The organism is Mucilaginibacter sp. SJ (assembly GCF_028993635.1).
In the GTDB taxonomy this organism is placed as follows: domain Bacteria; phylum Bacteroidota; class Bacteroidia; order Sphingobacteriales; family Sphingobacteriaceae; genus Mucilaginibacter.
In genome coordinates, this window is sequence record NZ_CP118631.1 from 6050712 (window position 1) to 6064166 (window position 13455).

Sequence of the window (13455 nt, forward strand, 5' to 3'; positions counted from 1 at the left end):
TAACTAATATGAAAAGAATCGCCTTAATAATCGTGATGATGTTCTTTGGAACTCATTTATTCGCTCAAACATCTGCTATTAGTAAAGATGAAATTATTGGCGTGTGGCAAATTAATAGCCCGCGAGTAGGTAATGGATACGCAGAATCCTTTAGCTTTTTTAAAGGCGGTACTTTCATCTATCAATATGACCCGTCGGATGACACGAGAAATATAACTCAACTGCAAGGGAAATATCAATTAGATGGCGAACGATTGATCCTAACTGTTACCCGTAGAAAAGAACGCATTGGTGGGAAAATAATGGCGGGTGCGGTTGGAACAGATGAATACTTGTTTGTTTTCGATAACGATAAAACAAAAGATGTAACAGAGGTATCACCAAAGCCTTTAGACCCATTCTTTATATCCAAAGTCCACAAGTTATCGGGTAAGATTGATTGTCTTATTAACAATAGGCATTACTATAAGGTATCGAGCGACCCAGATGCCATAAATCATCAATAATCCGTAAACATGACCAAAGCCCCTTAACCGGGGCTTTGGCTTTTAACGCCCGTAAGCTTTACGAGCTTTAGCATCACGCAAAAGCCCATCAAGCGCATATAAAATGCCATCCTTATCCTGCTCGGAGAGTTCGTTTAGATCATTCAACCGCTTAAGCATATCCGGGTCTTTTAAAACGTTGGTCGTATCAACTTCGCCCATCAGGTGGCCTACGGTAGTATCCAGCACTTTTGCAAGTCTGCCAGCTACCTCAATAGATGGCTTCATCTTATCGAGTTCATACTTACCGATAACGGTGTGTACGGTCTTCATGAGCTTAGCCAAGTCCTGCTGCGAAAGCTTCTTTGCTTCCCTGCATTCTCTTAATCGTTTGCCAAATGTGCTCATATCTTTTTTACAGTACACACAAATATACACAGCTTAAACAGTACAATAAAATCCTTTGGTGTATCTAAAAAGCATTGTTGTAAATCAATATTAATCCTAAACAGTTCAAAAAAAACTTAAAACATTGTATATTATAGTTTCATAAAATATATTTGCATCCTATAAAAATCAAATGCTCATTAATCTGCGATGCAAAAAACGGCTAAACTTATCACAGATAACCCGGAGCTGCTGTTTTATCTTGATGGCAAACTGCACATCACGGTATTGGGCGGCATCAAGCTGACGGGCTTCGACCGTTTAAAGGTAACCTTGAAACTGGTGAACACGGATGACAAGTTCAATGTGTTTCGTCATAGCCTGGACCTTTACAACAGCATCCAGACCGAGCAGCTGATCGAGAAATCAGCCTATGCACTGGACACCGGCACACGGGAGATCAGCGCGGCCATCACCGGGCTGACCACCGCCCTGGAAAACTACCGATCCGAACGTTTGGAGGCCATGAAGCCCAAACAGCCCGAAAAGAAACAGCTTACGGAAACTGAGCGTAAAGCTGCCATCACTTACCTAAAAAGCCATAATCTGTTAGACAGAACCAAACTGGCTATCAGCCAGAGCGGTATCGTCGGCGAAGAAACCAACGCCCTGATCGCCTACCTCATTTACACATCCCGCACCCGTGAAACGCCGTTACACCTGTTATGCCTCGGTGCCAGTGGCACCGGCAAGACCTGGTTACAGGAAAAGGTAGGCGAACTGATTCCCGAAGAAGATAAACTGGAGATCACTACGCTGAGCGTGAACGCCTTTTACTACTTCGGGAAGGATGAACTGAAATACAAGCTGCTGTTACTGGAAGATATGGACGGCGCAGAAGACGTGCTGTACCCGATCCGCGAACTGCAAAGCAAGCGCAAAATATCCAAAACGGTAACTTTGAAAGACAGCAAGGGCAACCCAAAAACCATCACCCTACAGGTGGAAGGCCCTGTTTGCATCAGCGGCTGCACCACCAGGGAGCAGATGTATGAGGACAATGCCAATCGCTGTATCCTGCTGTACATGGACAGCAGCGCTGAGCAGGACATGAAGATCATGGACTACCAGCGTAAAATGAGCGCCGGGCTGATCGACCAGCATGCAGAAAAGAAAGTTAGGGAACAGCTTAAAAACGTGCAGCGCCTGTTAAAGCCGGTCAGCGTTAAGAATCCTTACGCTCCCTATATGCAGCTACCGGAGGCTGTTTTCAAGCCACGCCGTACCATGTTATTGCTTTTGCTTTTTACCGAGACGATCACTTACTACCACCAGTACCAAAGGGAGCTGAAAACGGACGAGGATACCGGGGAGCAGTATATCGAAACCACTATAGAGGATATACAGGCCGCCTTTAGCTTACTGGAAACTACCCTGCTCAAAAAGAGCGACGAACTGAACGATGCCTGCCGGTCTTTCTTTGAAAGACTGAAGGCCTACCTGAAAGAACTGGACACGGATAGCTTTTACAGCAAGGAAGTACGGGCTGCGTTTCGCTTAAGCCCGAGCAGCCTGGGCCGTTACCTGTATGAACTGGAGCGGATGGGCTATATCAAGATCGCGCGGGGCAACCGCTATAAAGGCTATGAATATAAAATACAAAGCTGGAACGACCTGGAGAACTTAGCCAGCGATGCACAAAGCATGGTAAAATCCATCCTTGAAAACATCCAGTTAGTAACCCGTATCCCACCAGTACCCCAAAGCCTTAATGGGTTACATAAAATACAGCAGATCAGTGCAAAGGATGCAGTAACCCACGACTAACAGAAAATGCGAGGCACACTTTATAACCCGCTCTATATCCGGCTGCAGGCAGGCTTTACACAATGGCTGCGCATTCTCAACTTTGAACCGAGCAGCCCCCGCGATATGCCCAAAATCCTGACTGAGTTCCTGACCTGGCTGCAGGATCATGGCTGCCACCGCCCGCATGACGTGCAGCAGGAGCATCTGAAAAGATACATAGAACACTTGTACGAGCGGCCAAGCAAAACCGCAGCCGGAGCCATCAGCCTGAACTATATCCGCAAGCACTTGCAGGTGATCCGCAAGTTCAGCCGTTACCTCACCGAAAGCGGGCAGGAAAGCTTTAACGTAAAGCTGCGCATCAAAGGCAAAAGCACCAATGTCAAATGTATCCTGACACCGGCAGAGGTCAGCAGCTTATACGAGGCTGCCAAAGATGATACCCTGGGCCTGCGGGACAAAGCGATACTGGCCCTGTATTATGGCTGCGGCCTGCGTAAGAACGAGGGGGCGAACATCAATGTTAAAGACATCCTGCTGGATAAAGAACTGGTGTATGTGCGCAAAGGCAAGGGCTACAAAGAACGCTATGTACCACTGGCCGGAAGCGCCAAAGCTGATCTGGAGAACTATATCCTGTATGGCCGCCCGCATCTGGCAATAGATAAAAAGGAAGATGCTTTGCTGCTTAACGTTAACGGCACCCGGTTAAGCGGTCACATGGCCTATGAACGGCTGCAAAAGTTAAAAGCCATAGCGAAGATAAAAAAGCCCGCAGGCCTGCACACGCTACGGCACAGCATTGCCAGCCATCTGCTGCATTCAGGTATGGCCTTAGAGCAGATCCAGCGCTTTTTAGGGCATAGCAGCATGGAAAGTACGCAGATCTACACCCATCTAAAGCATGAAAACCAATCTTAGCGCGTTTGAAGAATACCTGATAGCGGAAGGCTTCGGGTCAGAAACAGTCTATCAGCATGTTAAATATGCAGGCCGGTTCCTGGACTGGCTGGCAGAAACAAGCCTGGCTTTACCGCAGGTGACCCATGCAGAAATGCTCGACTTTGCCGACCAGCTGAAAAAAGAAGATAAAGGCATCAACCTGATCAACCGCATCATGCTGGCGGTAAGCTATTACTTTACGTGGCTGCAGTACGAAGGTAAAGCCGGTTATAACCCTACGGCTGGTATCAGGCTGAAAGGGGCTATCCGGAACGTACCGCATGACCTGTTAACCAAACCCGAACTGGAAGCGCTTTACGAAAGCTACCCGGTAACAGATGAACGCACCCACCGCAATAAAGTGATTGTCGGCTTACTGGTTTACCAGGCATTGACGAGGGATGAAATCCATGCCCTTCGTGCTGAACACCTGAAACTCAGAGAAGGCAAAATACATATCCCTGCCACCGGCAAGCTGAACAGCCGGATACTTAGCCTTGAACCTCATCAAATCTTAGACTTGCAGGAATATATACTGGCGGTGCGGCCGAAGATACTGGCTGAACGTATGGCTGAACGTTCCGGCAGGAAACCGAATAAATACCAAGCTGTAGAAGATGTACACCGGCTCTTTGTCTCTATGAACGGGCAGGAAACGATGAAAAACAGTCTGCTTCACCTCAACTATGCACTAAGAAAAATAAACACCAGGTATAAACACGGGACGCAGATCAGGCAGAGTGTCATTACTGAATGGCTAAAGGAAAAGAACCTGCGGACCGTACAGTACATGGCGGGCCACCGCTATATCAGCAGTACCGAGCGTTATAAAACCAATAACCTTGAAGACCTGAAAGATGCGCTTAATAAGCATCATCCGTTAACTCTTTCCTAATCATCACATGGTCAGCCTATCTTCTGTTAAGCAACCCAAAGCGGAAGAAGACGGGCCTGTCAAGGGAACGTGGAATAAATGGCCTGGCGGGTCAATGCCTGCGGGTTTATGCCGCGAAAGTCCCTTTACTGGCCTGGCTTCGGAGGCTAACTTCGCTGTAACAGATGATAGGCCAACACATCCGCCACCGAAAAAGAACACCAACCAACGCCCTTGCAAATGAAAAACTATCGCTTATCTTTACCCTGCCTGAACGTTCTTTATGGCACTGAAAAAGTGCAAAGCTGAAAATCGCAGAAAATCCAAAAACTTTATGGCAGGCAATACGATTATGGCGCGAGGTTCTATGATCCGGTAATTGGACGTTGGACAAGTGTTGATCCACTGGCGGAGAAATATACCGGCATTTCTCCTTATAATTATGTTACAAATAATCCAATTAGGCGAATAGATCCAAATGGTAAAGATGTAATCTTTGACATAACGAGAGATAAAGACGGTAAAATTACAGGTGTCAAAATTAGAGCAACTGTTTATATAAAAGGTTCGGGTGCGAGTGCAGAGAGAGCCGGAGAGCTAACTAAAGCTGCTGCGAAACAATTTAAATCTAACAAAGTAGATGGTGTAAATATTTCATTTGATGTAAATTATCAATATTCGAATGATAAGCAGCGAAGTGATTTAAAGCATGGAGAAAACTTACTCACCTTTAGTGCAGAGCCAGAACATGATTCAGATGCCGATCCATCTAAAATTCGACGAAGTGAAGCAAACAACGACGATGGAGCAGGAAGCGGTAATAGCCCAGGAGATAATGGCGGAATTATCTATTCAAGTGGCAAGTCAAATTATACAGTATTGCATGAAACAGGACATCTGTTGGGCCTTAGTGATCAATACGTAGATGATCCTGTAGATAATGGAAATACATGGGCAAAAGGTTATCCAAATGATATTATGGCCGTGAATGGCGCTACGGGATTTAATAACAGCTACTACAGATCATATTTAAATACTGCCACATTCTTAAATCAAATGACACCTACAGTCTCTGATAACTTTATTTTAACGCCAAATACCAATGTTCGAGTACCTTATATAAATTCCAATAGTACAACTGCTAATTATCCTTATAGCGGGTTTGTAAACACAAATAATCGCATAACTATTCCATAAATACTATATGAAAAAGATATATATAATGTTGCTATTGTGTACGCTGGGATGCAAACAATCCAGTAAGGAGATCGATCCATTATCCTTTCAAAACCAGTGGGGTGTTGCATATTTCATATATCCAAGATATCCCACAGACGGTTGTAGTTATAAGGCATTTTTTCTCCCCTTGAAAAATGAAGTTGATATAGGAAACTTAACTAATACAGCTTCAATCTTTGATTTTGAATATCGACCGGGTATAAGCTTTAATACTTCTAACCCAATATTTTTGGATCAACTTAGATCAGCCAGTATAAAGAATATAATTCATATCAAAGGGAATACTGACCATATTGTGTTCTGGTCATTTGTGAAGCTAAAATATAGGATCAACATTGACAACATGCCGCAAATTAAGAATGACGATATAGGCAATGATACATTGACTTCGCCTAAATTAGAATTGCCTTTCCGTTATTATAAATTAAATAGGTCAATTACAATTGATACTGCCATTACAAAACAGAAATATTCCAATCCATGGAATAAACCTGATTTTAGAATGAAAATGAAACATTTCTATATGCCATGTTTTATATTACCTTACATTCGTTATTGATTCGATTCTCCACGGAAATTATGTTAAAGAAGGTGGTGTGGTAATTCCCGAAAAGAATATAGAAAAGGGTTTTTCAACGCATCAGGAATAACTGCAATATTTGAAAAGCATTCAAATGTCGACGGAACCTATACTTTATGATATAGAATCTATTTCCGATTAATATGAACATCATGACACTATAGATTGGAAACGTATTCACTGATTGCCGATTTAGAAATGAAGGTGATTTATTACTATACTAGTCGAAGGATGATTAATAAACCGGTTGCTATATGTGGCCTTTTGATGTGCTGATTTATCTCAAAAATGGAAAAACCGCCAATTTAATATTAGCCAAACATTATATTATGGAATCGTAATACGCGATGCTCGTACTAATCGGTATTTCAAGAACGATGAGATGGAAAACCTAATAATAACATTTCTAAAATACTGAAACTGGTTTAACTTTAACCAAAGCTCATCATCATGGGCTTTGGTTTTCTAATTGGAAGAGGAGCAGTTAAACAGGTTATCGAAATGCTGCATCTAATCTTACCACTCCGGTGGTATGCTTTATAGTATAGCGCTGGTTTGAATTAAGCCGAGTTTGGATTTAACGTGCTAAAGCAACATGCTCAAATTTCAAGTATGTATCTAAGCCTATCATTAAAAATGAGACAGGTTGAGTTATATGACTAAGAGGGGATTTATTGCACCATTGACTATTCGTTATGATGAAAAGCTCATTCTTAAAGATATCTCCAAACAAAACCATTCCATTGTTTATACAATCCCTTTGCTACCTCTATGATAGCTTTTTCTCCCAGGTTCACTTGCCTGGATGCTTCCTTTATACTTGGATATTTTTTGATCAGGTTTCCCTCAAGATCGTATTGCGCAACAGGTTTGCTGGTTGAATAGTTCTTTTTCCAACCGGACCTGTCGGCCGTTTTAAGATAGGGTAATACGCGGTCCCTTTGAACGGCTCGTTTTTGTTTTTCACTTTTGGTCACCAGCTTTAAATTTTCCGGGGAATTATTATATCCGTTATTATCTATATTGATCACATACAGGCCGTCTTTGCTGTAATCCAGCCGCGGATCGATAAAAGTTTTATAGATCAGCCTCCGGGTATTGAAATAATAAGCCCTGTTTTCGATGGTGAGGGTTACACGCAGGTCAATCATGGGCTCACCTGATACCAGGTTATTGTTTTTATGAACGGATTGACTTAAGATACGGCCCTTTACGAACTGCTTATACAACCGCGGGTGCGGAACGGTCCTGTCCAATGATTTTACCCTCCCCAGACTGGATGCCCGGTACGAACCTTCAAAACCCGGAATATCCTTCCAAACTTCGCCGGGCAAATCGGCTGTTGATTTATTGAGATAAATATGGTTAATATTTAAAACAGTCATATTAATTTTCCTGTGCTTTTATAAAGTCTATCTGTTAATTCTTATAAACAGATAAATCATAAATGGTCCCTTTAAAATACAATGATAAAAAGTTAAACAATTTCTGTTGCGTGATTATAGCAGAAGCATCTTTTGGGCAGAACATTTTTTTCTTTATAAAACAATCTAATTAACCTGTCGTGTCTATCTACAGTTTCATTTGCTTCTGATTGAAGGTAAATTTTAACCTTTATAGGGTTTTGTTTTAAAAAAAATAAATAAAAAAATTAACTATAACTATATTGAAAAATATTATTGTAAATTTTACACTTAAATATGTAACATTGGATATTAAACAAAATTATTGTGTATGGTTAATTTGTAACCAACCTAACAATATATAAGTTAAAACAGACCTAAAACCTATTTAGAAGGCCATGAAAAAACTTCTGCCTCTTATTATATTCTTAGCCATTTTTTCCGGCACGAATTTTTCAAATGCTCAGGCCACTTTACCTCAGGTTATCCCTTCTTCACCGGACGTATCCGCGCTGGCAAGGTATGCGGAAACCCCCGTTAGCTACAGTACTGGTGTTCCAGATATATCCGTGCCGATCTATAATTTAACCTCGGGTAAACTTTCGGTTCCGATCAGTATTTCCTACCATTCCGGCGGAATTAGGGTACGGGATATTGCAAGTATTGCGGGGTTGGGTTGGTCGCTTAATGCCGGAGGTATGGTTAGCAGGACTGTCCTTGGCCGGCGCGATGAAAGTAATGATTACGTAGCGCCATATAAAACGACCGACGACCTTCAAGCCGCACGAAACGCGGTAACCAATGATGGAGGGGCTACTAACCTGTGTTATTACTATCAGAATATGAGCAAGCTGAATTTTGAGACCCAAAGTGACCGGTATGCCTATAATTTTGGCGGTAAATCGGGGGTGTTTCGGTTTGACTGGCAGACAGGCGCTGTTCACCTTATCCCTTATGCGCCGTTAAAAGTCAGTAAGCTTTATTCGGGAACCCCTCAGACGCCGTTAAACCTGTATTACCTGATCACCGACGAAAAGGGCGATCAGTATTATTTCCAGACAGCGGAAACAACTGCTCAGAATGGCCTAAATCCTACAACAGCATGGAACCTGACCAAAATTATATCTGCTGACCAAAAGGATGAAATTGATTTTTATTATTCGACAGGTGAGATTTTTGTTCAAGTTTCGGAACAATGCAGGATGGAGAAGAGTGCAGGTAATTTAAATGGGGCACCATACAATATTCCACCGATCTCCAATTTTACAAGAACGCCAATCGGGAGCCAATATGCCCCGCAACGATTAGACAGCATTGTTTCCAAGACAGCATCAGTCAGGTTTAGTTACGCGGCAGATCGCCAGGACGGTCGCCAGATGCGGCTAACGAATATCAGTGTTTTCAGGAAAGGTACAAATGTACTGATCAGGCAGGCACAGTTAACACAGTCGTATTTCGGGACTTCCTCCGGTCATACCTTGCGCTTAAGATTGGATAACATAAAAATAGGAGGCACGGATGCAGCAAGCATGGAAAATTATTCGTTCGGGTACAATAACGGTGTAGGTCCCGGATATTATATCACCAATGGCTATGTTTTTCCGGGAGGCAACCAGTTCCCTCCTTATATTGCTGAAGACTACTGGGGCTACAGCGGACAGGGGAACGGCGGGATCCCGAGTGAGTTCTTAGGATTCTTGAATTCATCTGAACTGGCTACTTATGGCGGTAATAAAAACCCAGATTCGCTGGGGATGCAGATGGGAATCCTACAGCAAATCCAGTACCCCACTGGTGGAAAGACCGTTTTTACTTTTGAATCGAACAAAACCAGTGATCCTAATTTTTATCATTATCCCAGCCAAACCAATGCCAATAATAATATTATCGGTGGTTTGCGGGTAAAGACAATAAAAAATTACGATACCAATAATGTTTTAACTTCTCAGAAAGCTTTTACGTATGATGTTATCGGATCCCAACAGGAAATATCCGCCGTTTTGTTCCGTTATCAGCAGCCTGTTCATTATTACCGGACCGACGTATCAGGTAGTGGGTTAAGTGATCTGGGGGTACTTGCAAGTGATGTAGCAAGTTCTTCCAATGTTTATCCATTGACTGTAATGGGCTCGTCTCCGGTCATCTACAGCCAGGTAACGGAATATAATGGTACAACTACCGACAACACTGGCAAAACAACTTATACTTATTCGATTCCACCTGGAACTACCCTCGAGTCTACCAATATTTTAAGCAGCCCCAAATTTATCAATGAATTTACGATTGACCGGGGTACACCCAATCCTTTATTACAAACAAAAACTGTTTTCAAGAATGTTGGCGGTACCTATACAAAAGTCAGCCAGTTGGATAATTCCTATACCTACCTCAGGACTAACGAATTTTTGACTGGTATCAGGGTCGACCAGGAAATGACGTTTAACGACCTTAATGGCTATTATTCACCTGACCGATATGATACCCCGTATTTATGGGATTACCTGAATTCGTATACCTGGGAGGCAACCAAAGGGTATGAAGATATTCCATTACTAACAACAGAAATTGCAACTGACTATTCCGATTTAAATAATCCGGTAGCTCAGACAACCACTTATCAATACGCTAATTTAGATCATTTACAACCGACCAAAAAGACGGTTACGACAAGCCAGGGCAATGATACGTTTATAACAGATTATAAATACCCTGCTGACTTTTCATCCGGTCAACCTTACAGCGATATGGTCAATACGTATCACATTTGGAATCCGGTGATAGAAAAGCTGGATTCCAAATATGTGACATCCAGCAATACGACGAATTTCCTGCAAAGCTCAAAAACCGATTACCAGGTATTTAACAGTACCAATACCCAGATCTACCCGGCGCTTACATCGACAAAAGCCGGGAGTAACAGCTATGAGGCGCGAGTGCAATTTGGGGCCTATGATGATAACGGAAACATCCAAAGAGTATCCAAGTCGGGCGGCAGTTTGATTAGCTACCAATGGGGGTATAAAAAGAGCTACCCTGTAGCCCAGGTGCTGAACGCTGCAGAAAACGACATATTTTATGAAGGATTCGAAGAAGGTGCCGGGAACAGTTCTTTAGAGGACGATAAGACGGGCCATTACAGTCATACGGGATCTTATTCCAGAACGCTTACAGGATTAGATCCCGGAAACTATATATTGAGATATTGGCAAAGATCGGGGACTGTCTGGACGTTGATCGTGACTCCCGTTACCGTTAGCGGCACTACGTATACTATAGGTTCAAACCCTGCAATAAATGCCCAGATCGATGACGTCTGCTTTTACCCGGCATCTGCCCAAATGACGACCTATACTTATGATCCGCTTACAGGGATGACAAGCATGACCGATCCCAAAGGAATGGTGACCTTTTATGAGTATGACGACTCGCAAAGACTAAAAAACATAAAGGACAAAGACGGAAATATCGTTAAGCATATCGATTATCACTACCAGGGACAATAACAAGACCAGAAAATACAAGTATGAAAAGACTAACCTTACTCACAATTGTGTTCGTTTTTATATCGAACTACCTTTTTGCACAATGGACAACCAGCGGAAATAACGTTTATACCACCACTGTCGGCAATAGCGTAATCATTGGTGCTACAGCCCCAACGATAATCAATGCCTCTTCCGGGTTATTTCCGGGCGTGACACCCAAACAGGAAATCTTAACCGGAAGTTCAACCACCGCCTATTCTGAATTAGTGACCATTCGTCATAACGGGGTAGCAGTGGATGCATTGTCCCGCCAGTTAGGATTAGTTTTTAAACTTTCGAGTGAAAGCAGCACTGGGGAATCGGGCAAGATGGGGGGCATGCTTTTGGAAAGCAGCAATGGTTATGCGAACCTTCCGACACTGAGTTTGCTTACGAACAACGCCCGTAGATTAACGATAGATTACAATGGCAATGTGGGGATTGGTACAACAACTCCCAAAACCCTTTTGGACATAGGCAAAACATTGGGCCCTGGCGACGTGAGCGCCGTTTTGGCCCGGCTGTCAGAAGGTAATACTGCTGGCGGAGGAACGTATCTCGGCACGGTGGGCTATAACACTCAGTTGAGTGGTACGATCACCGATGTAACAGACGTGAAAAGTTTTGCAATTGAACACAGTTTTTACGGATCGACCAACAGCTCCATCAACTTTTTACGCGGTGGAAGTACGATTGGAGGAAGCATTTCTTTCAGTACCAATGACAATACGGAGAAAATGCGCATTTTATATAACGGGAATGTGGGTATTGGCATAACCCATCCGCAAAATAAACTGGATGTTAACGGTACGATACACTCTAAAGCAGTGTTAATCGATCTGAACGGGTGGAATGATTACGTATTCAAAAAAGATTATCGGTTGCCGCCATTATCAGAGGTTAAAGCGTATATCGACCAAAACCAACATTTACCGGAGATTCCGTCAGAACAGGAAATGATCAAAAAAGGGCTTGATGTGGCTGAGATGAACAAGCTGTTAATAAAGAAGGTAGAGGAATTGACACTGTACCTGATTGAAAATCAAAAAGAGATCAACGAATTAAAAACAAAGGTTTCTGTATTGGAAATCGGAAAAAAGTAACTTCAACATGAAAAAGATAATTTTTATTTTATCGCTGGCTATTATTTCTTCGGGAATAACGTACGCTCAAAACACCTTTCCTTCAACCGGAAATGTCGGAATCGGAACAAACAATCCTACCTACAAATTTGAAGTTCACGGGAATGATGGTGGCCAGGTTGCTGTTTTTGGGAACAACGGCAGCACAAACTTTGGCCTGCAAGGCTCGCTTTTTATTAAGTCTAACAGTTCAACCAGTACTGCCTCATTATCTTCGGGAGGAGCTAATTCTGGGTTAACATTTCTTACCAATAACTCCGGAACCGATTATGTGCGCATGCAGATCACTTCAACAGGAAATGTTGGGATAGGGACAACAACTCCGGGCTCCGACCTGACTATTACACGGAATGGGACCGGAATGAGCGTTAATGCGGGTTCCAGCGGATACTTTGGCACATTAGCCTTTAACAGAGAAAGTGCAACAGGTGCCATATTTAATCCGACGGGTAACGCTTTTCAAATCAATAATGGAAACGGGACTGACAAAAATTTACACATTCAGGTATATAGTGGGTCTGGAGCCGGAGTAAATCCAGATGCGTTAACCATTAATGGGACAACGAGCGGTGTTGGAATTAATACCGCATCAGTTCCTGCCGGATACCAGTTTGCTGTTAACGGAGGGGTTATTGCAACTTCGGTAACTGTTAAACTCTATACGGCCTGGCCTGATTATGTCTTCAAGCCGACGTATCAGCTTCCGTCATTAACAGATGTTAAGACTTACATTGATCAAAACCAGCATTTACCGGAAATTCCTTCAGAACAGGAGGTTGCTAAAGATGGTCTGAACCTTGGTGAGATGAACAGGTTGCTGCTAAAAAAAGTTGAAGAACTGACCTTGTATGCAATAGAGAATGAAAGAAAGGATAAGGAAAAGGACAAGTTGCTGGCGTCACTACAGCAACAGATCAACAGGCTGAATGAAAAACAAAATCATCGCTCTCGAAAAATAACCAAACCTTAAACGCATCAACCAATGCTGATGAATACCCAGACTTATCGCTGCTGTATCCGGAGCAACCGGATGCTTTTGTCACTATTTTTTTTACTCGTCGCCTTTTGCT

Annotated in this window: 11 protein-coding genes and 1 pseudogene; 10 read left to right on the forward strand and 2 right to left on the reverse strand. The window is 42.9% G+C overall.

The window, feature by feature from the left end; genetic code table 11:
• Positions 1-8 precede the first annotated feature (8 nt).
• On the forward strand, positions 9-506 hold the full coding sequence (locus MusilaSJ_RS24765; RefSeq protein ID WP_274987442.1) for a hypothetical protein: 498 nt from the start codon (positions 9-11) through the stop codon (positions 504-506).
• Positions 507-548: 42 nt separating this feature from the next.
• On the opposite strand, the gene MusilaSJ_RS24770 is transcribed toward MusilaSJ_RS24765, so the two are convergent.
• Positions 549-893 carry a helix-turn-helix domain-containing protein gene (locus MusilaSJ_RS24770; protein WP_274987443.1) on the reverse strand — a complete coding sequence of 115 codons (345 nt, stop codon included), beginning with the start codon at positions 891-893 and terminating at the stop codon, positions 549-551.
• A gap of 189 nt (positions 894-1082) precedes the next feature.
• Between MusilaSJ_RS24770 and MusilaSJ_RS24775 the strand changes: the two genes are divergently transcribed.
• The 6 genes and pseudogenes from MusilaSJ_RS24775 (at position 1083) to MusilaSJ_RS24800 (ending at position 6295) form a co-directional block, all read left to right on the forward strand.
• Positions 1083-2699 (forward strand): MTBMA_p00010-related P-loop-containing protein, encoded by a 1617-nt coding sequence (locus tag MusilaSJ_RS24775; protein ID WP_274987444.1) that lies wholly within the window; start codon positions 1083-1085, stop codon positions 2697-2699.
• A gap of 6 nt (positions 2700-2705) precedes the next feature.
• Positions 2706-3602, forward strand: a complete 897-nt coding sequence (locus MusilaSJ_RS24780) for a tyrosine-type recombinase/integrase (RefSeq protein WP_274987445.1) — start codon at positions 2706-2708, stop codon at positions 3600-3602.
• Positions 3586-4518 (forward strand): tyrosine-type recombinase/integrase, encoded by a 933-nt coding sequence (locus MusilaSJ_RS24785; RefSeq protein ID WP_274987446.1) that lies wholly within the window; start codon positions 3586-3588, stop codon positions 4516-4518. Before MusilaSJ_RS24780 ends, MusilaSJ_RS24785 begins: the two co-directional genes overlap by 17 nt.
• Before the next feature lie 300 nt (positions 4519-4818).
• A pseudogene (locus MusilaSJ_RS24790) lies at positions 4819-4968 on the forward strand (RHS repeat-associated core domain-containing protein); the annotation flags it as partial.
• A gap of 238 nt (positions 4969-5206) precedes the next feature.
• Positions 5207-5422, forward strand: a complete 216-nt coding sequence (locus tag MusilaSJ_RS24795) for a hypothetical protein (RefSeq protein WP_274987447.1) — start codon at positions 5207-5209, stop codon at positions 5420-5422.
• Between the two features lie 279 nt (positions 5423-5701).
• Positions 5702-6295, forward strand: coding sequence for a hypothetical protein (locus MusilaSJ_RS24800; protein WP_274987448.1), 594 nt, complete (start codon positions 5702-5704; stop codon positions 6293-6295).
• Between the two features lie 734 nt (positions 6296-7029).
• On the opposite strand, the gene MusilaSJ_RS24805 is transcribed toward MusilaSJ_RS24800, so the two are convergent.
• Positions 7030-7701 (reverse strand): NUMOD4 domain-containing protein, encoded by a 672-nt coding sequence (locus MusilaSJ_RS24805; protein ID WP_274987449.1) that lies wholly within the window; start codon positions 7699-7701, stop codon positions 7030-7032.
• A 416-nt stretch (positions 7702-8117) separates the two neighbouring features.
• Here MusilaSJ_RS24805 and MusilaSJ_RS24810 point away from each other — a divergent pair, with 416 nt between their 5' ends.
• The 3 genes from MusilaSJ_RS24810 to MusilaSJ_RS24820 are packed head-to-tail and all read left to right on the forward strand — an operon-like array spanning position 8118 to position 13355.
• Complete coding sequence (locus MusilaSJ_RS24810; protein WP_274987450.1) at positions 8118-11222, forward strand: RHS repeat domain-containing protein; 3105 nt, start codon at positions 8118-8120, stop codon at positions 11220-11222.
• Between the two features lie 20 nt (positions 11223-11242).
• Positions 11243-12346, forward strand: a complete 1104-nt coding sequence (locus tag MusilaSJ_RS24815; RefSeq protein ID WP_274987451.1) for an autotransporter outer membrane beta-barrel domain-containing protein — start codon at positions 11243-11245, stop codon at positions 12344-12346.
• A 7-nt stretch (positions 12347-12353) separates the two neighbouring features.
• Positions 12354-13355 carry a hypothetical protein gene (locus tag MusilaSJ_RS24820; RefSeq protein ID WP_274987452.1) on the forward strand — a complete coding sequence of 334 codons (1002 nt, stop codon included), beginning with the start codon at positions 12354-12356 and terminating at the stop codon, positions 13353-13355.
• Positions 13356-13455 lie beyond the last annotated feature (100 nt).

Bases quoted from the DNA above. Each gene is read 5' to 3' on its own strand.
- MusilaSJ_RS24810 (WP_274987450.1), top strand. From the start codon at position 8,118: ATGAAAAAACTTCTGCCTCTTATTATATTCTTAGCCATTTTTTCCGGC.
- MusilaSJ_RS24775 (WP_274987444.1), top strand. From the start codon at position 1,083: ATGCAAAAAACGGCTAAACTTATCACAGATAACCCGGAGCTGCTGTTT.
- MusilaSJ_RS24770 (WP_274987443.1), bottom strand. From the start codon at position 893: ATGAGCACATTTGGCAAACGATTAAGAGAATGCAGGGAAGCAAAGAAG.
- MusilaSJ_RS24765 (WP_274987442.1), top strand. From the start codon at position 9: ATGAAAAGAATCGCCTTAATAATCGTGATGATGTTCTTTGGAACTCAT.
- MusilaSJ_RS24780 (WP_274987445.1), top strand. From the start codon at position 2,706: ATGCGAGGCACACTTTATAACCCGCTCTATATCCGGCTGCAGGCAGGC.
- MusilaSJ_RS24800 (WP_274987448.1), top strand. From the start codon at position 5,702: ATGAAAAAGATATATATAATGTTGCTATTGTGTACGCTGGGATGCAAA.
- MusilaSJ_RS24815 (WP_274987451.1), top strand. From the start codon at position 11,243: ATGAAAAGACTAACCTTACTCACAATTGTGTTCGTTTTTATATCGAAC.
- MusilaSJ_RS24820 (WP_274987452.1), top strand. From the start codon at position 12,354: ATGAAAAAGATAATTTTTATTTTATCGCTGGCTATTATTTCTTCGGGA.
- MusilaSJ_RS24805 (WP_274987449.1), bottom strand. From the start codon at position 7,701: ATGACTGTTTTAAATATTAACCATATTTATCTCAATAAATCAACAGCC.
- MusilaSJ_RS24785 (WP_274987446.1), top strand. From the start codon at position 3,586: ATGAAAACCAATCTTAGCGCGTTTGAAGAATACCTGATAGCGGAAGGC.
- MusilaSJ_RS24795 (WP_274987447.1), top strand. From the start codon at position 5,207: ATGGAGAAAACTTACTCACCTTTAGTGCAGAGCCAGAACATGATTCAG.